Here is a 17,884-nt window from a genome sequence, read left to right on the forward strand (position 1 = left end):
TAAGTTGGAGTCATTACCTAGTACGCGCACATGACGGTGATGCTGCGGTTAAGCGGGTTAAGGAGAACATGCGTAAATTCAACGTCGATGAGGCTAAACTGGCGCAATTGGGCACACAGAATATCCTGCTCGGCGACCTGGCCTCTCCGGAAGATTTTCTGACTGACCCGCGCCTCGAGCAGGTTACTCATGTCCTTAACTGCGCAGCCGTGGCCTCGTTTGGCAATAATCCACTGATCTGGAAAGTGAATGTCGAAGGTACGCTGCTGTTTGCCCAGCGAATGGCGCAGGTAGACGGGCTACAGCGCTTTTTACACGTTGGTACGGCAATGTCCTGCTCGCCACAGCCAGATACTCTGGTGGCAGAAAATGCGGTGCTTCGCGAACGCGCAGAGCATCTCGTCGAGTACACTCACTCCAAATCCACCATTGAGCAGTTGATGCGTCAACGCTGCCCGACGCTGCCGCTGGTGATTGCTCGGCCATCGATTGTAGTGGGTCATACTCACCACGGTTGCCAGCCTTCCAGCAGTATTTTTTGGGTATTCAGCATGGGGCTGATGCTGCAAAAATTCATGTGCTCAATGGAAGACCGGATCGATGTCATTCCAGTGGATTACTGTGCCAGCGCGCTGTTGATGCTGCTTAACGCCCCCATCGCCCGGGGGGAAGTGGTGCATATTTCGGCCGGGGAAGAAAACAGCGTCAGGTTTGGGGATATCGACAATGCCATGGCTGCTGCGCTGGAGAAGGCGCCGGTTGGGGATAAATATGCGCAGGTGAGCTATGAAACGCTGGTAAAAATGCGTCGCGAGCTGAAAACCATCTTTGGCCCCTGCAACGAGCGGTTGATGCTCAAAGCCATGCGTCTGTACGGCGCGTTTGCCACGCTCAACGTCCGCTTTAGCAATGATAAGCTACTAAGTATGGGGATGCCCAAGCCGCCTCGCTTTACCGACTACATCGGTCGCTGTGTGCAGACCACTCGTGGGCTGTCGATTCCACAGCAAATGGCAGTCGATTTTAAATAAAAAAATGCCAGCCCGAAGGCTGGCATTTTCACATCAGAGAAAGAGCAGGCTTATGCCTGACCTTTGATCTCTTTGCGACCGTTGTACGGTGCGTGTTCACCCAGCGCTTCTTCAATACGAATCAGCTGGTTGTATTTAGCAACGCGGTCAGAACGGCTCATAGAACCAGTTTTGATCTGGCCTGCAGCGGTACCAACAGCCAGGTCAGCGATGGTAGCGTCTTCAGTTTCGCCAGAACGGTGAGAGATGACAGCGGTGTAGCCAGCGTCTTTCGCCATTTTGATCGCAGCCAGAGTTTCGGTCAGGGAACCGATCTGGTTGAATTTGATCAGGATGGAGTTAACGATGCCTTTTTCGATGCCTTCTTTCAGGATCTTGGTGTTGGTTACGAACAGATCGTCACCAACCAGCTGGATTTTGTCGCCCAGTACTTTGGTCTGGTATGCGAAACCATCCCAGTCAGATTCGTCCAGGCCATCTTCGATGGAGACGATTGGGTACTGTTTGGTCAGGTCTTCCAGGAAGTGAGTGAATTCTTCGGAGGTGAAAGCTTTGTTGCCTTCGCCAGCCAGAACGTATTTACCGTCTTTGTAGAATTCAGATGCTGCACAGTCCATCGCCAGAGTGATGTCGGTGCCCAGGGTGTAACCAGCAGCTTTAACAGCTTCAGCGATAACAGCCAGAGCTTCAGCGTTGGAACCCAGGTTTGGCGCATAGCCACCTTCGTCACCAACTGCAGTGTTCATACCTTTAGCTTTCAGAACTTTAGCCAGGTTGTGGAACACTTCGGAACCCATACGTACGGCTTCTTTCAGGGATTTAGCGCCAACTGGCTGAATCATAAATTCCTGGATGTCGACGTTGTTGTCAGCGTGCTCACCGCCGTTGATGATGTTCATCATCGGAACCGGCATGGAGTATTTGCCCGGAGTACCGTTCAGTTCAGCGATGTGTGCGTACAGTGGCAGGCCTTTGGCAGCAGCTGCTGCTTTGGCGTTAGCCAGGGACACAGCCAGAATGGCGTTAGCACCGAAGTTGGATTTGTTTTCAGTACCGTCCAGATCGATCATGATCTTGTCGATGCCGGCCTGGTCTTTCGCGTCTTTACCCAGCAGAGCCTGAGCAATTGGGCCGTTTACCGCGCCAACTGCTTTCAGTACGCCTTTACCCATGAAACGGGATTTGTCACCATCGCGCAGTTCCAGTGCTTCACGGGAACCAGTAGAAGCACCTGACGGGGCTGCTGCCATACCGACGAAACCACCTTCCAGGTGAACTTCTGCTTCAACAGTCGGGTTACCACGGGAGTCGATGATTTCACGACCGATGATTTTAACGATTTTGGACATTAGGTTTTCCTCAGTACAAGTTAAACTAAAACTCCAGACAAACAACGCCCCTCATGGGGCGCTGCCGTTCTAACTTTTCTTACTTCGCTTGACGCTTCTGGTACTCGCCTGCGGCTTTCACGAAGCCAGCAAACAGCGGGTGCCCATCACGCGGCGTGGAAGTAAACTCCGGATGGAACTGACAAGCAACGAACCACGGGTGATTCGGTACTTCGATGATCTCGACCAACTGATCATCACCGGAACGGCCCGCAACGCGCAGACCTGCAGCTTCAATAGGTTTCAACAACATGTTGTTGACTTCATAGCGGTGACGGTGACGTTCAACAATGGTTGGCTCGCCGTACAGCTGGCGTACCAGGCTGTCATCGCCAAGCTGGCACTGCTGCGCGCCGAGGCGCATCGTGCCGCCGAGGTCGCTTTTATCAGTACGAACTTCGACATTGCCTTCTTCATCACGCCATTCAGTAATGAGCGCCACAACCGGGTACTTACAGTCTGGCACAAATTCCGTCGAGTTGGCGTTGTCCATCCCCGCAACGTTGCGCGCAAACTCAATCAGCGCAACCTGCATACCCAGGCAGATGCCCAGATAAGGAATTTTGTTTTCACGCGCATAGCGTGCGGTAGCAATTTTACCTTCAACACCACGGTAGCCGAAGCCGCCAGGAATCAGGATAGCATCCAAATCTTTCAGAATTTCGACACCACGCGTTTCCACATCCTGCGAGTCAATCAGCTTGATGTTTACGGTTACGCGGTTTTTCAGGCCACCGTGTTTCAGCGCTTCAATCACCGATTTGTAAGCATCTGGCAGTTCAATGTACTTGCCGACCATACCAATGGTGACTTCACCTGCCGGGTTTGCTTCTTCGTAGATAACCTGTTCCCATTCGGCCAGGTTTGCTTCCGGGCAGTTCAAGCTGAATCGTTTACAAATATAATCGTCCAGACCCTGAGATTTCAACAGGCCTGGAATTTTATAAATGGAATCGACATCTTTCATCGAAATAACGGCTTTTTCTGGCACGTTACAGAACAATGCAATTTTTGCACGTTCGTTGGCCGGAATCGCACGGTCGGAGCGGCAAACCAGGATGTCAGGCTGAATACCGATAGACAGCAGCTCTTTTACAGAGTGCTGAGTCGGTTTAGTTTTGACTTCACCAGCCGCTGCCAGATAAGGCACCAGGGTCAGGTGCATGAACAGCGCGTGTTCACGACCGATATCTACCGCCAGTTGGCGAATAGCTTCAAGGAATGGTAAGGATTCGATATCACCGACGGTACCGCCGATTTCAACCAGCACCACGTCGTGACCTTCGCCACCAGCCAGAACGCGCTCTTTGATAGCGTTGGTGATGTGTGGAATAACCTGTACCGTCGCGCCCAGATAGTCGCCACGGCGCTCTTTGCGCAGGACTTCCGAGTAAATACGACCGGTAGTAAAGTTATTGCGGCGAGTCATTTTGGTGCGGATGAAGCGCTCATAGTGACCCAGGTCCAGGTCGGTTTCAGCGCCGTCTTCAGTAACGAACACTTCCCCGTGTTGGATCGGGCTCATGGTGCCAGGATCGACGTTAATATACGGATCCAGTTTCATCATGGTCACGTTGAGGCCACGGGCTTCAAGAATGGCTGCCAGGGATGCTGCGGCAATGCCTTTACCCAGAGAGGATACGACCCCGCCGGTCACAAAAATATAGTTCGTTGTCATGCTGGACCTGAGAAGTTAGGGTGAAACGATGGAATAACCAAGACGGGAAAGTAGTATACCCGAACATGGCGAGCGCCACAAACTTTCATTCTCGCTCCTCAATCGCCGCAGAAACAAACATGGGGAGTGAGAAAATAGCCCCTTTTGGGTAAATGTTTTTGACGCAAATCAAGCGCTTGTCATTTAAGATTTCGCACTTTTCGCCCTTCCCCACAAAAATTCTTTAGAGATCAGATTCCTGCCGTTTTACCTGCTGCCAAACTTCTTCCATGACATCCAGGTCTACACCGGTCATTTCCAGGCCTCGCGCGGCGACAATCCGTTCAACTTCGCGGAAACGACGCTCAAATTTTTCATTGGCCTTTTGTAATGCGGTCTCGGCTTTTACCCCTAAATGACGCGATAAATTGACCGTCGCGAACAGCAGGTCGCCAACCTCCTCCTCCAGTTTAGCTTCATCAATCACTGCCTGCCTGGCTTCGTCCATAACTTCATCAATTTCTTCGTACACTTTGTCGAGTACCGGCCCCAGCGTTGTCCAGTCAAAGCCAACGGCCGAGCAGCGCTTCTGGATTTTGTGCGCCCGCATTAGCGCCGGGAAAGCACTGGGAATGTCATCCAGCGCCGAATGCTGCGCTTTTTCAGCGCGTTCAGCGGTTTTAATTTGCTCCCAACGTGCCAGCACTTCCTGACTGTTGCTCGCGTTGGCATCACCGAAAATATGCGGGTGGCGACGCTCTAGCTTGTCGCTGATGGCAGCGCAGATATCGTTAAAATCAAAGCGCCCTTCTTCCTGGGCCATCTGCGCGTAAAACACCACCTGGAACAGCAGGTCGCCAAGCTCACCGCGCAGATCGTCAAAATCCTCACGCGCAATGGCATCCAGCACTTCGTAAGTTTCTTCGAGGGTGTAAGGCGCGATGGAGCTAAACGTCTGCTCTTTGTCCCACGGGCAGCCGTTTTCCGGGTCACGCAGGCGCTGCATAATCCCGAGCAGTCGGTCGATTTGGTTCATGATTACATCCTGTTGAAATGGAGGCGTAGTCCCGGCAGGCAATGCGCTGCCGGGAAAATTGTCGGGTGGCGGCTACGCCTTACCCGACCTACGAAATTGAGATTAACCGCCGTGCAAACGACGTGCATCGATAACGTCAGGCACCTGATTCAGCTTGCCAAGCACACGGCCCAGCACCTGTAGGTTGTAGATTTCGATGGTCATATCGATTGTCGCCATCTGCTGCCGGGTATCGCTGCGGCTGGCCACGCCCAGAACGTTCACCTTCTCGTTGGCGAGGATAGTGGTGATGTCGCGCAACAGCCCGCTGCGATCGTTCGCCTGGACACGAACCACCAGCGAATAGCCCGCCGAGTAGCTTTCGCCCCAGACCGCATCCACGATACGTTCCGGCGCATGTGATTGCAGCTCCGCAAGCTGGTCGCAGTCCGCCCGGTGCACCGAAATACCGCGTCCCTGGGTGATAAAACCAACAATTTCATCGCCCGGAATAGGCTGGCAGCAGCGCGCGATATGGTGCATCAGGTTACCTACCCCTTCTACCACCACGCGGCCGTTATCTTTGCTGCGATTGTTCTGCGGCGTATAGCTTTTCTGCTGCAGCTGTTTGAGTGCTGCGGCATCCTGTTCGGCGGCGCTTGGCTTGTTAAACTGCGCCTGCAGGAAGTTAACCATCTGGTTGAGACGAATATCGCCACCGCCGATGGCAGCCAGCAGTTCCTCAACCTCGTTGAAGTTGTAGCGCGGCAGCAGGTGTTTTTCCGCTTCCTTGAGACTGATGCCCAGGTGCTCCAGCTCGTCGTCAAGGATTTGACGCCCGGCCAGCACGTTCTTGTCTTTGTCCTGCTTGCGGAACCAGGCATGAATTTTCGAGCGTCCACGGCTGGTCGTGACATAACCCAGGTTAGGGTTTAACCAATCGCGACTTGGGTTCGGCTGTTTCTGGGTGATGATTTCAATCTGATCGCCCATCTGCAGTTGGTAGGTGAACGGTACGATACGCCCGCCAATCTTCGCCCCGATGCAGCGGTGCCCGACGTCACTGTGAATATGGTAAGCAAAGTCCAGCGGCGTGGAGCCCGCCGGCAGATCAACCACATCGCCTTTTGGCGTAAACACATACACCCGGTCGTCGAAGACCTGGCTACGCACTTCATCCAGCATTTCGCCGGAGTCCGCCATCTCTTCCTGCCATGCAATCAGCTTACGCAGCCAGGCGATACGGTCTTCATAGCCTGAACGCAGCCCCGTGGCGGTGCCTTCTTTGTATTTCCAGTGCGCAGCAACGCCCAGTTCGGCGTCTTCATGCATCTGCTTGGTGCGGATCTGGATTTCAATCGTTTTGCCGTTCGGCCCCAGCACCACGGTGTGGATAGACTGGTAGCCGTTTGGTTTCGGGTTCGCAACGTAGTCGTCAAATTCATCCGGCAGGTGGCGATAGTGAGTATGTACTATCCCCAGCGCGGCGTAGCAGTCCTGTAAACGCTCGGCCACAATGCGCACTGCTCGCACATCAAACAGCTCATCAAAAGCGAGGTGCTTTTTCTGCATTTTGCGCCAGATGCTGTAGATGTGTTTTGGTCGACCGTAAACTTCGGCTTTCACCCCTTCGGTTTTCATTTCACTACGCAGATGACCAACAAAATCGTTGATGTAGGATTCGCGGTCGATTCGGCGTTCGTGCAGCAGTTTGGCAATACGCTTGTATTCTGCCGGATGCAGATAGCGGAAGCAGTAATCTTCCAGCTCCCATTTGAGCTGGCCGATGCCCAGACGGTTGGCGAGTGGCGCATAGATGTTGGTACACTCTTTGGCCGCCAGTACGCGTTCATCTTCCGGCGCGTCTTTCACTTCGCGCAGATGGGCGATACGTTCGGCAAGTTTGATAACCACGCAGCGGAAGTCGTCTACCATCGCCAACAGCATCCGCCGTACGTTGTCCACCTGCTCAGAAGAGACGGCATCGGTATGCGTGGCTTTAAGCTGACGAATAGCGGCCATGTCACGCACGCCGTGAATAAGGGTGACGACCGACTGCCCGGCGCTTTCACTCAGCACCTCTTCGCTCACCACGTTAGCATCGACTAACGGAAACAGCAGCGCCGCGCGCAGCGTATCGTTATCCATGCTCAGCGTTGACAGGATTTCAACCATCTCCACGCCGCGCCACAGCATCAATTCGGCATCAGCACGCCCCACGGTCTGGCGACGACAATAATCCCAGGTTTCGGCTAAGCGCTCACACGACTGCTGGCTGGAAATTCCCAGACTGGTGATCCATTTCTGTGGGTCAAATTCGCCAGCTTTATTTAAATGTGCACTTCTTACCGCAACCATTGTCCTCTCCTTTCAGGGACAGGCCTGCCGAAGTCGGCAAGCCAAGTTATTACTTACGCTCAAACAGCACCATCGATTCCTGGTGCCCAGTGTGCGGGAACATATCAAGCATTGCCAGACGCTGAATTTGGTACCCTGCACTCAGCAATGCTTCGCTGTCACGCGCCAGCGTTGCCGGGTTACAGGACACATACACCACCCGCGTTGGCGCTAATTTTATAACATGCTGCATCACGCCCGGTGCGCCAGCACGGGCAGGATCGAGTAAAACTTTGTCAAAACCGTGCTTCGCCCATGCCTGCAGCGTGACGTCCTCTTCCAGATTCTCGTGGAAGAAAGTGACATTCTGGAGATGGTTCTGCGCGGCGTTTTCACGGCCTTTCGCCACCAGCGCCGGCACACCTTCAACACCCACAACGCTGGCAGCCCGTTTCGCGAGCGGCAGCGTGAAGTTACCCATCCCACAGAACAGATCGAGCACCCGGTCGGTTGGCTGGACATCCAGCCACGCCAGCGCGGTAGTCACCATCTGTTGATTGACGCCGTCATTGACCTGAATAAAATCACGCGGACTGAAGGTTAAGCGTAGCCCGTCTGAGGAATACCAGGGGGATTCACCCGTAACGCGTTCAAGTATCTCGCTTTCCGGCGCCAGATAAAGCGCAACGCCCGAAGAATGCGAAAAGCGTTCCAGTTTTTCTTTATCCTCGACGGTTAATGCCGCAGTGTGGCGCAACACCATCAGCGGACCGTTGTCGGCGCTCACTAACTCCACGTGGCCCAACTGACGCTTGCCTTTCAGGCTGGTCAAACATTCACGTACCGCCGGCAAAAGCGCCTCAAGATTGGGCACCAAAATGGGGCACTGCACCACATCGATGATTTCGTTCGAATTGGCTTTGCGAAAACCCATCTGCAATTGTTGGGTTTTTGGCTGATAATTCAAGCTCAGCCGCGCACGACGACGGTATCCCCAGGGTTCACCGGCAATCACCGCGTCAACTTCATGCTTCATTAACCGATTCAGCGCCGAACGTTTACTGCGCTGTTGCAGTGCAACCGAGGCATGCTGTTGCTGGCAGCCGCCGCAAACGCCAAAATGCGGGCAACGCGGGGTTTCGCGCTCTGAACTGCTGCTCAAACGACGTTTAACCTGCCCGCGCGCGTACTGTTTTTTATCTTCCGTGATGGTGATTTCTGCACTTTCTTCCGGAAGTAAGCCATTGATGAATAATGCTTTACCGTTGTGGCGCGCCACACCTTGCCCGAAGGGATCAAGATCGTTGACTGTCACGGTTATGATCTGACGCGTCGTCACGCGCCGTTTTGCAGAGTAGAATTGCGCCATCGTAGAGATTTTTCTCAATCAAAAATATTGCACTGATTCTCCCACAACGGACCTCCATGACCAACTACAGCCTTCGTGCAAGAATGATGATTTTGATCCTGGCACCGACCGTATTAATCGGTTTACTGCTCAGCATCTTCTTCGTCGTACACCGCTATAACGACCTGCAGCGTCAACTGGAAGACGCCGGCGCCAGCATTATTGAGCCGCTTGCCGTCTCCAGCGAATACGGTATGAATTTACAAAATCGTGAGTCGATTGGTCAGTTGATAAGCGTATTGCATCGCCGTCACTCCGATATCGTGCGTGCGATTTCCGTTTATGATGAACATAACAAACTGTTCGTCACCTCTAACTACCAGTTGGATCCGGGAGAACTTCAGCTACCGCGTGGGATGCCGTTCCCCAGGCGGCTAAGCGTGACGCGTCATGGCGATATTATGATCCTGCGAACGCCGATTATTTCGGAGCATTACTCGCCGGATGAATCCCCCCAGTCGGATGCGAAAACGCCGGTGAATATGCTCGGCTACGTGGCACTGGAGTTGGATCTCAAGTCGGTGCGCCTGCAGCAATACAAAGAGATTTTTATTTCCAGCATCATGATGCTGTTCTGTATCGGTATTGCGCTGATCTTCGGCTGGCGACTGATGCGAGATGTCACCGGACCGATACGCAATATGGTCAACACCGTTGACCGCATTCGACGCGGCCAGCTTGATAGCCGCGTTGAAGGCTTCATGCTCGGCGAACTGGATATGCTGAAAAACGGCATTAACTCGATGGCGATGTCACTGGCCGCCTACCACGAAGAGATGCAGCATAACGTCGATCAGGCGACATCAGACTTACGCGAGACGCTCGAACAGATGGAGATCCAAAACGTCGAGTTGGATCTCGCCAAAAAGCGCGCTCAGGAAGCCGCGCGTATCAAATCCGAGTTCCTCGCCAATATGTCGCACGAGCTGCGTACGCCGCTTAATGGGGTAATTGGATTTACTCGCCTGACGCTGAAAACCGAGCTCAATCCGACGCAGCGCGACCATCTCAGTACCATCGAACGTTCCGCCAACAACCTGCTGGCTATCATCAATGACGTCCTCGATTTCTCGAAGCTGGAAGCCGGTAAACTGCTGCTGGAAAGCATTCCGTTCCCGCTGCGTAATTCCCTTGATGAAGTGGTGACGTTACTTGCGCACTCGGCCCATGATAAAGGGCTGGAGTTGACGCTTAGCATTAAAAACGATGTCCCGGATAACGTCATTGGCGATCCGCTGCGCCTGCAGCAGGTGGTGACCAATCTGGTGGGCAACGCCATTAAGTTCACCGAGAACGGCAACATTGATGTGCTGATTGAACAACGGGCGATCAGTAATAACAAAGTGCAGATAGAGGTCCAGATCCGCGATACCGGGATTGGTATTCCTGAGCGCGATCAATCTCACCTGTTCCAGGCCTTCCGTCAGGCTGATGCCAGCATTTCCCGCCGTCACGGCGGTACCGGCCTGGGGCTGGTTATCACCCAAAAACTGGTGCGCGAGATGGGCGGCGATATCTCCTTCCACAGCCAGCCAAATCGGGGCTCAACCTTCTGGTTTAATATCAATCTCGATCTGAATCCTAACGTGGTGTCCGACGGCCCGGATACCAGTAGCCTGAAAGGCAAGCGCATCGCCTATGTAGAAGCCAACGCAGCAGCGGCTCAGGCCACGCTGGATATGCTGACCTCTACGCCGCTGGATGTCGTTTATGCAGTCAGTATTGCCGCCCTTCCCGTAGAGTTTTACGACATCGTGCTGGTAGCCGTCCCGGTCTCAATGCGTGACCTCAGCATGCATCAGGAAAAGCTAAACGCCGCATTGGGGATGACTGAACTTCTGGTGCTGGCACTGCCGTGCCACGCTCATGTCTATGCTGAATCACTGAAGAAAAACGGCGCAGCAGCCTGTCTGCTGAAACCGCTGACGATCACCCGCCTGCTGCCGGTGCTGCTAGAGTTCAGCCGCAGTGCGCCATCATTAATTACCCTGCCCAACATCGAACATCGCCTGCCGATGACGGTCATGGCCGTTGATGACAACCCCGCTAACCTCAAGCTCATTGGCGCATTGCTGGACGATCAGGTGCAGCACGTTGAACTGTGTGAAAGTGGTCAACAGGCAATTGAATGCGCAAAACAGATGAAGTTTGACCTGATTTTGATGGATATTCAGATGCCGGATATCGACGGCATACGTGCCTGCGAGCTGATTCGTCAGCTTCCGCATCAGCAACAAACGCCGGTAATAGCCGTAACCGCTCACGCCCTCGCTGAACAAAGAGAGAAACTGCTGGCCGCGGGGATGAACGACTATCTGGCCAAGCCGATTGAAGAGAGCCGGTTACACGATTTACTGCTGCGCTATAAACCCGGCGTTAATACGCCGCCACGTCCTTCTGAGCCCGAACCAATAGAACCACCGATTGATCTTAACGCTACGCTCGACTGGCAGTTGGCGCTGCGCCAGGCCGCCTATAAGCCTGACCTGGCGCGCGAAATGCTGCAAATGCTGGTCGCATTCTTGCCGGAGATCCGCAACAAAGTGGAAGAGCAACTGGTAGGTGAAGAGCCAGAAAATCTGGTTGATGCTATTCATAAACTGCACGGTAGCTGCGGCTACAGCGGCGTGCCGCGGTTGAAGCATTTGTGTCAGTTGATTGAGGGGCAGCTGCGTAGCGGTACCCCGGCGGAAGATCTGGAACCAGAGCTGCTGGAACTGCTGGATGAGATGGATAATGTCACCCGGGAAACCCGCAAGATACTGGGGTAACGTTGTGCCCGGCTGCGCCAGGCCGGGCAATCAACTTCCAGCTTAATATGCTATCCGGGCAGGCCAATAGCCTACAGTGCTTGTCCAATTTTTATCGCCGCCGCAATATTGCGTGCCGCCATCCGCACATTCTCGCCGGCTTGCATCAGGGCTTCATCCAGTGAACAAATCCGGTAAAGAATGCTGAATACCGCATCCACCCCATGCTGATGCACAACACCAACATCTGCTGTCAGGCTGCCGGCAATACCGATGACGGGAATGTGATAGCGTTTGGCGACTCGCGCCACGCCCACCGGCACTTTACCGTGAATTGTCTGGCTATCCATCCGACCTTCACCGGTTATCACCAACGAGGCACCCGCCACCAGCGCATCCAGATGCAGCGCTTCAGTCACAATATCAATACCCGGACGCAGCGTTGCCCCGCAGAAGGCGTACAGCGCCGCGCCCATTCCGCCTGCCGCGCCGCCGCCTTCGAGCGTCAGCACATCAATCGCTAAATCCTGCTCAATACGCCGGGCATAATGCGCCAGCGCACCGTCAAGCTGCACGACCATTTCCGCCGTCGCCCCTTTCTGCGGACCAAACACCGCCGACGCGCCTTCCGCGCCGGTTAGCGGGTTTGTCACATCGCAGGCCACATCAATCTGGCAGTGCGCCAGACGGCTATCCAGCTCGCTAATATCAATCTTTGCCAGCGTTTCCAGTCCAGCCCCGCCGTACGGGATTTGCTGATTATCTGCCGTCAGCAGCTTTGCCCCCAGCGCCTGAACCATCCCCGCCCCGCCATCATTGGTGGCACTGCCGCCCAAACCGATGATAATGCGCTTCACGCCCAGATCGAGCGCATGCTGAATCAGCTCACCGGTGCCCCATGAGGTGGTTTTTAGAGGGTTACGTTGCTCCGGGGATAAAAGTTCCAGCCCACTTGCCGCCGCCATTTCGATAAACGCACACCGTTCGTCGCCCGACACACCGTAAAACCCAGCTACAGGTTCTCCCAGCGGGCCGGTCACATTGACCGAAATCACCCGCCCCTGGGTCGCCGCGACCATTGCATCTACCGTTCCTTCGCCGCCATCGGCTACCGGCAGTTTTACATACTCAGCATCGGGATAAATCTCCCTAAACCCAGACTCAATGGCGCTGGCGACATCAGCCGCGCTCAGGCTTTCCTTATAAGAATCCGGGGCAATCACGATTTTCATTGGCTGTCCTTATGCGGGTTGGCGGCAGTGTTCTGCACACCATTATGTGCAGAACACTGCCGGCTCCTTGCGGAACCGGCATTAATTTTAGCGCACCATGCACGGACGTTTATTATCAAACGTCCAGTTTGGGATCAGATACTGCATTCCCATCGCATCGTCACGCGCACCAAGACCGTGTTTTTTATACAGTTCATTGGCTAGCATAAGCTGGTCCATATCCAGTTCCACACCCAACCCTGGTTTATTCGGCACCTGCACCATCCCACCTTTAATCTCGAACGGTTCTTTGGTCAGGCGTTGATTACCTTCCTGCCAAATCCAGTGGGTATCGATAGCGGTGATTTTACCCGGTGCAGCGGCCGCAACGTGAGTGAACATCGCCAGCGAAATATCAAAGTGGTTGTTGGAGTGAGAGCCCCAGGTCAGACCAAATTCATGACACATTTGCGCCACGCGAACGGAACCCTGCATCGTCCAGAAGTGCGGATCGGCCAGCGGAATATCCACCGACTGTAGCGCCAGCGTATGTCCCATCTGACGCCAGTCGGTAGCAATCATATTCGTTGCGGTCGGCAGCCCTGTCGCCCGACGGAATTCCGCCATCACTTCACGCCCGGAGAAGCCTTGCTCTGCGCCGCACGGATCTTCCGCGTAGGCCAGAGACCCTTTCAGGTATTTGCCGATTTTGATCGCCTCATCCAGCGACCACGCGCCGTTTGGATCAAGCGTAACTCGCGCTTGAGGGAAGCGTTTCGCCAGCGCCACAATAGACTCGGCCTCTTCATCTCCGGCCAGAACCCCACCTTTGAGTTTGAAATCGTTGAAGCCATATTTTTCATATGCCGCTTCCGCCAGACGTACCACCGCATCCGGCGTCATTGCCTCTTCGTGACGCAGACGATACCAGTCGCAGCTATCATTCGGTTGACTCTGATATGGCAGCGGCGTCGCCTGGCGATTACCCACGAAGAACAAGTAGCCCAGCATTTCGACCTCACTGCGCTGCTGGCCTTCGCCCAGCAAAGAAGCCACGTTCACGCCCAGATGCTGCCCCAGCAGATCGAGCATCGCCGCTTCAATACCGGTCACTACGTGAATCGTGGTACGCAGATCGAACGTTTGCAGGCCACGCCCGCTGGAGTCGCGATCGGCGAAAGTGCTTCGTACGGTATTCAGTACATTCTTGTACTCGCCGAGGGTTTTACCCTTCACCAATGGAATGGCATCTTCCAGAGTCTGACGAATTTTTTCGCCACCGGGGATTTCGCCGACGCCCGTGTGACCGGCGTTATCTTTGATAATCACAATGTTACGGGTGAAGAACGGTGCATGCGCCCCGCTCAGGTTCATCAGCATACTGTCATGCCCTGCCACGGGGACGATTTGCATCGAAGTAACGACCGGCGTTGAAGTTTGAATTGTCATCTTTCAATCCTTTAAGTAATTAGTTACGGCCGAAAACGGGACGTTTGCGGTCAAATGTCCAACCGGGAATCAGATACTGCATCGCTACGGCGTCATTACGGGCGCCTGCCGGCAATTTCTTATAGGCTTCATGCGCCTTCTGTATCTGTTCCCAGTCCAGTTCAATACCCAACCCAGGCGTATCGGGAACGGCAATCTTGCCATCTTTAATTTCTAACGGATTTTTCGTCAGGCGCGCATCGCCCTCCTGCCAAATCCAGTGCGTATCAATGGCCGTTGGCGTTCCCGGCGCAGCGGCGGCGACATGGGTAAACATGGCTAATGAAATATCGAAATGGTTGTTGGAATGGCAGCCCCAGGTCAGCCCCCAGTCATCACAAAGTTGTGCAACGCGAACGGCACCGGAGAGTGTCCAGAAGTGGGGATCTGCCAGCGGAATATCCACGGAATTGAGCATTACCGCATGCCCCATTTCGCGCCAGTTAGTGGCTATCATATTAGTCGCCACCGGCAGACCAGTGGCCCGGCGGAATTCCGCCATCACTTCGCGACCAGAGTAGCCTTGCTCAGCACCGCACGGGTCTTCGGCATAGGTCAGCACATCGTTGAGACCTTTGCACAGCGAAATCGCTTCATCCAGCAACCAGGCGCCGTTGGGATCAACGGTTATCCGCGCATCCGGAAACTGTTTTTTCAGCGCCTTAACCGACTCAATTTCTTGCTCACCCGGCAGTACGCCACCTTTCAATTTAAAATCTTTAAAACCGTAACGATCCTGGGCTGCCAGAGCCAGTTGCAAAACCGCATCGCCGGTCATGGCTTGCTGATGACGCAGGCGATACCACTCGTGGTGGCCAGGCGTTTGGTCCAGATAAGGCAAATCCGTTTTGGTACGATCGCCGATATAGAACAGGTAGCCGAGCACCGTGACAGCATCGCGTTGTTTACCCGGCCCCAGCAGTTCGCAGACGGGAACATTTAACGCTTTGCCCAACAGGTCAAGCAGCGCGGCCTCTAGCGCCGCGACCGCATTAACCCGCAGCTCAAACGTCCATGCGCCTTTACCGAAGGTGTCGAAATCGGCGTTTTGATTCCCCTTATGCACCCGCTGCACCACTTTGTTCAGGCGGGCAACTTCCTGACCTAGCACCATCGGAATGGCATCCACCAGTGTCTGGTAAATCACCTCGCCTCCCGGGGCTTCGCCAACGCCTGTATTCCCAGCGTTATCGGTCAACACCACAATATTGCGGGTAAACCAGGCGCTGTGTGCACCGCCGATATTCAATAACATGCTGTCATGACCGGCCACCGGAATGACCTTCATATCGTTGATGACGGGACTTGATTGCATACTCATGATGAATATCCTGTTACCGGTTTGAGTTCGACGCGTTTGATGTCACCCACCAGCACCAGATAACTGACAATCGCCACCAGCGCATGGACGCCAACATAAATCAGCGCACCGTTGAAAGAGCCTGTCGTACCGACGATGTAGCCAATCGCTATTGGCGTCACGATACCGGAGATATTGCCGAACATATTGAACAGGCCACCAGACAGACCGCTTATCTCTCTCGGAGCCGTATCGGCCATCACAGCCCAGCCCAGCGCCCCAATTCCTTTACCGAAGAAGGCCATCGCCATAAAGCCAACGATCATCCATTCCATGTTCACGTAGTTACAGAACACCATCACCATGGACAGCAGCATCCCCAGCACGATAGGTGTTTTACGAGCGATGTTGAGTGAGCCGGTGCGACGCATCAGCCAGTCGGAGATAATCCCGCCAAGTACGCCGCCCGCAAAGCCGCAGATAGCCGGAATAGAGGCAACAAAACCGGCTTTCAGAATGGACATCCCGCGCGCCTGAACCAAATAGACCGGGAACCAGGTGATAAAGAAGTAGGTCAATGCGTTAATGCAGTACTGGCCAATGTAGATACCAATCATCATGCGAGAGCCAAGCAACTGCTTAATTTGCCCCCACTTCTGCTTGAACGGTACTTTTACGGATGCGCCTTTCTGATCCATATTGATCAGCGCACCGCCTTCAGCAATGTAATCCAGCTCTTTTTGATTCACGCCAGGGTGTTGGTTTGGCTCATAAATAACTTTGAGCCAGACGAAGCTGATGATAATGCCCAGGCCGCCCATGAAGAAGAAGACGTGTGACCAGCCTACGGCATGCGTCAGCCAGCCCATGATAGGGGCGAAAATGACGGTGGCGAAATATTGCGCGGAGTTAAAAATAGCCACCGCGGTGCCCCTTTCCTGGGCGGGGAACCAGGCGGCAACAATACGGCTGTTACCGGGGAAGGAAGGGGATTCGGCAAGTCCGACGAGGAAGCGCAGAGTAAATAGTGCGACGATGATGCCAAAACCACTGAAGATATCGACAAAGCCCTGTAACAGGGTGAATCCCGACCAGATTAAAATAGACCAGAAATAGACGCGCTTTGAACCAAAGCGGTCAAGCAGCCAACCGCCAGGTATCTGACCGATGACGTAGGCCCATGAAAATGCCGAGAAAACGTATCCCATACCGACGGCATCAAGTCCGATATCTTTGGCCATTTCCGAACCGGCAATAGAGAGCGTCGCTCGATCACCGTAGTTGAATGAGGTGACGATAAACAACATCACTACAATCCAATAGCGGGCATTGGTCCGTTTTTCAACGGCGCCCACTGAATGACTTAATGAACTCATTGTTGTACTCCTGAAATATAGCTTTTAGCTACATCTATTCTGAACAGCACAACCTGTAGGGTAATCAGAATGACGTATTTGTGTTTTTTAGCAGCACGTCGTTGCGCAACTGCTTATTTGTTACTGGCAGGAAAAGTATAAAAAGAGGCAACCGTTGGCTCATCGTTCAAACGCCCATTATTTACTCCCTATAATCGGCCGATTTTCGACATACGACCAACTGACTGGGCAATGGCTCACGGAATGGAAAAAAATAGCGGGCTCATTAATTTACGAATGAAAGAACGTGAAAGGCCTCGCTTGACGTTGGGTAAACGCCATGGAAAAAGCGATAAGGACGGTCGGTTTGCGAGGCAAAAGCCCAAAGTTCGGCGGGAAATGGCTTGTTATAATAAGCCGTAGTTGTTCCAACGGACTGGCAAGTAGTAAAAACAGGTAGCCCTCTGCGTAGGGAGAGGGCAATCCTGTTATTTAAGCAATGTTGCCCACTGTTCAACCCATGGATTAGAAATGCTTTCCGGTTCCGGATCTTCAGAGGCGTCAATCATCAGCATATCGCCAATGCGCTGCGCGCTCTGTTCTTGTAGCAGCGCATCAAATCGTTTACCGCCGCCGCAGAAATTGGCGTAGGTACTGTCTCCCAGTGCAATAATGCCATAGCGCAGATGCGGCTGGTACATATCCTGGAGGTCGTTAAACAGCGGTACGATGCTGTCAGGTAAATCGCCCTGTCCGGTTGTAGAGGTCACAACCAGAACGTACTTCCCGGTGTAACTTTCCCAATCGGCCACCATCGGGTCTTCAAAGACCTTTGCCTGATGGCCCAGACCGGTAAGGATGGTTTCCGCTTCTTCCGCCACCAGTAGCGAATTACCGTACATGGTGCCTACAAAAATCCCGACTTCTGCCATGATTTAACTCCC

At 53.7% G+C, this 17,884-nt stretch carries 12 protein-coding genes; 2 read left to right on the forward strand and 10 right to left on the reverse strand.

From position 1 onward, the window contains the following. Positions 1-1,031 (forward strand): SDR family oxidoreductase (locus LZ634_RS12160; protein WP_234505339.1); only part of this gene is annotated, 1,031 nt, incomplete at its 5' end. Between the two features lie 50 nt (positions 1,032-1,081). On the opposite strand, the gene eno is transcribed toward LZ634_RS12160, so the two are convergent. The 5 genes from eno to rlmD all read right to left on the reverse strand — a co-directional run bounded on the left by eno (position 1,082) and on the right by rlmD (position 8,797). Beyond that, the gene (gene eno, locus LZ634_RS12165; RefSeq protein ID WP_052282129.1) at positions 1,082-2,380 is read right to left on the reverse strand and encodes a phosphopyruvate hydratase; all 1,299 of its coding nucleotides are present in this window, start codon (positions 2,378-2,380) and stop codon (positions 1,082-1,084) included. A 79-nt stretch (positions 2,381-2,459) separates the two neighbouring features. Further along, a complete protein-coding gene (gene pyrG / locus LZ634_RS12170) occupies positions 2,460-4,097 on the reverse strand; it encodes a glutamine hydrolyzing CTP synthase (RefSeq protein WP_234505341.1) in 1,638 nt (545 codons plus the stop codon). Between the two features lie 223 nt (positions 4,098-4,320). Then, positions 4,321-5,112: a nucleoside triphosphate pyrophosphohydrolase gene (mazG, locus tag LZ634_RS12175; protein ID WP_234505343.1), complete on the reverse strand. Its 792-nt coding sequence runs from the start codon at positions 5,110-5,112 to the stop codon at positions 4,321-4,323. A 102-nt stretch (positions 5,113-5,214) separates the two neighbouring features. Further along, complete coding sequence (gene relA, locus LZ634_RS12180; protein ID WP_234505344.1) at positions 5,215-7,449, reverse strand: GTP diphosphokinase; 2,235 nt, start codon at positions 7,447-7,449, stop codon at positions 5,215-5,217. Positions 7,450-7,498: 49 nt separating this feature from the next. Beyond that, on the reverse strand, positions 7,499-8,797 hold the full coding sequence (gene rlmD, locus LZ634_RS12185; protein WP_234505346.1) for a 23S rRNA (uracil(1939)-C(5))-methyltransferase RlmD: 1,299 nt from the start codon (positions 8,795-8,797) through the stop codon (positions 7,499-7,501). A gap of 56 nt (positions 8,798-8,853) precedes the next feature. Here rlmD and barA point away from each other — a divergent pair, with 56 nt between their 5' ends. Then, the gene (gene barA, locus LZ634_RS12190) at positions 8,854-11,607 is read left to right on the forward strand and encodes a two-component sensor histidine kinase BarA (protein ID WP_234505348.1); all 2,754 of its coding nucleotides are present in this window, start codon (positions 8,854-8,856) and stop codon (positions 11,605-11,607) included. Between the two features lie 71 nt (positions 11,608-11,678). Here the strand turns inward: barA and LZ634_RS12195 are convergent, their stop codons facing one another. The 5 genes from LZ634_RS12195 to LZ634_RS12215 all read right to left on the reverse strand — a co-directional run bounded on the left by LZ634_RS12195 (position 11,679) and on the right by LZ634_RS12215 (position 17,872). Then, positions 11,679-12,818 carry a glycerate kinase gene (locus tag LZ634_RS12195; RefSeq protein ID WP_234505350.1) on the reverse strand — a complete coding sequence of 380 codons (1,140 nt, stop codon included), beginning with the start codon at positions 12,816-12,818 and terminating at the stop codon, positions 11,679-11,681. Between the two features lie 87 nt (positions 12,819-12,905). Continuing rightward, positions 12,906-14,246, reverse strand: coding sequence for a glucarate dehydratase (gene gudD / locus LZ634_RS12200; RefSeq protein WP_234505352.1), 1,341 nt, complete (start codon positions 14,244-14,246; stop codon positions 12,906-12,908). Between the two features lie 19 nt (positions 14,247-14,265). Next, positions 14,266-15,606: a glucarate dehydratase family protein gene (locus LZ634_RS12205; RefSeq protein WP_234505355.1), complete on the reverse strand. Its 1,341-nt coding sequence runs from the start codon at positions 15,604-15,606 to the stop codon at positions 14,266-14,268. Then, entirely contained in the window at positions 15,603-16,961 is a 1,359-nt protein-coding gene (locus tag LZ634_RS12210; protein WP_234505356.1) for an MFS transporter, read from the reverse strand. Before LZ634_RS12210 ends, LZ634_RS12205 begins: the two co-directional genes overlap by 4 nt. Before the next feature lie 467 nt (positions 16,962-17,428). Next, positions 17,429-17,872 (reverse strand): flavodoxin, encoded by a 444-nt coding sequence (locus tag LZ634_RS12215; protein ID WP_234505358.1) that lies wholly within the window; start codon positions 17,870-17,872, stop codon positions 17,429-17,431. Positions 17,873-17,884 lie beyond the last annotated feature (12 nt).

Origin of the sequence: Kluyvera intermedia (genome assembly GCF_021440345.1) — a bacterium.
Lineage (GTDB): Bacteria > Pseudomonadota > Gammaproteobacteria > Enterobacterales > Enterobacteriaceae > Kluyvera > Kluyvera intermedia_A.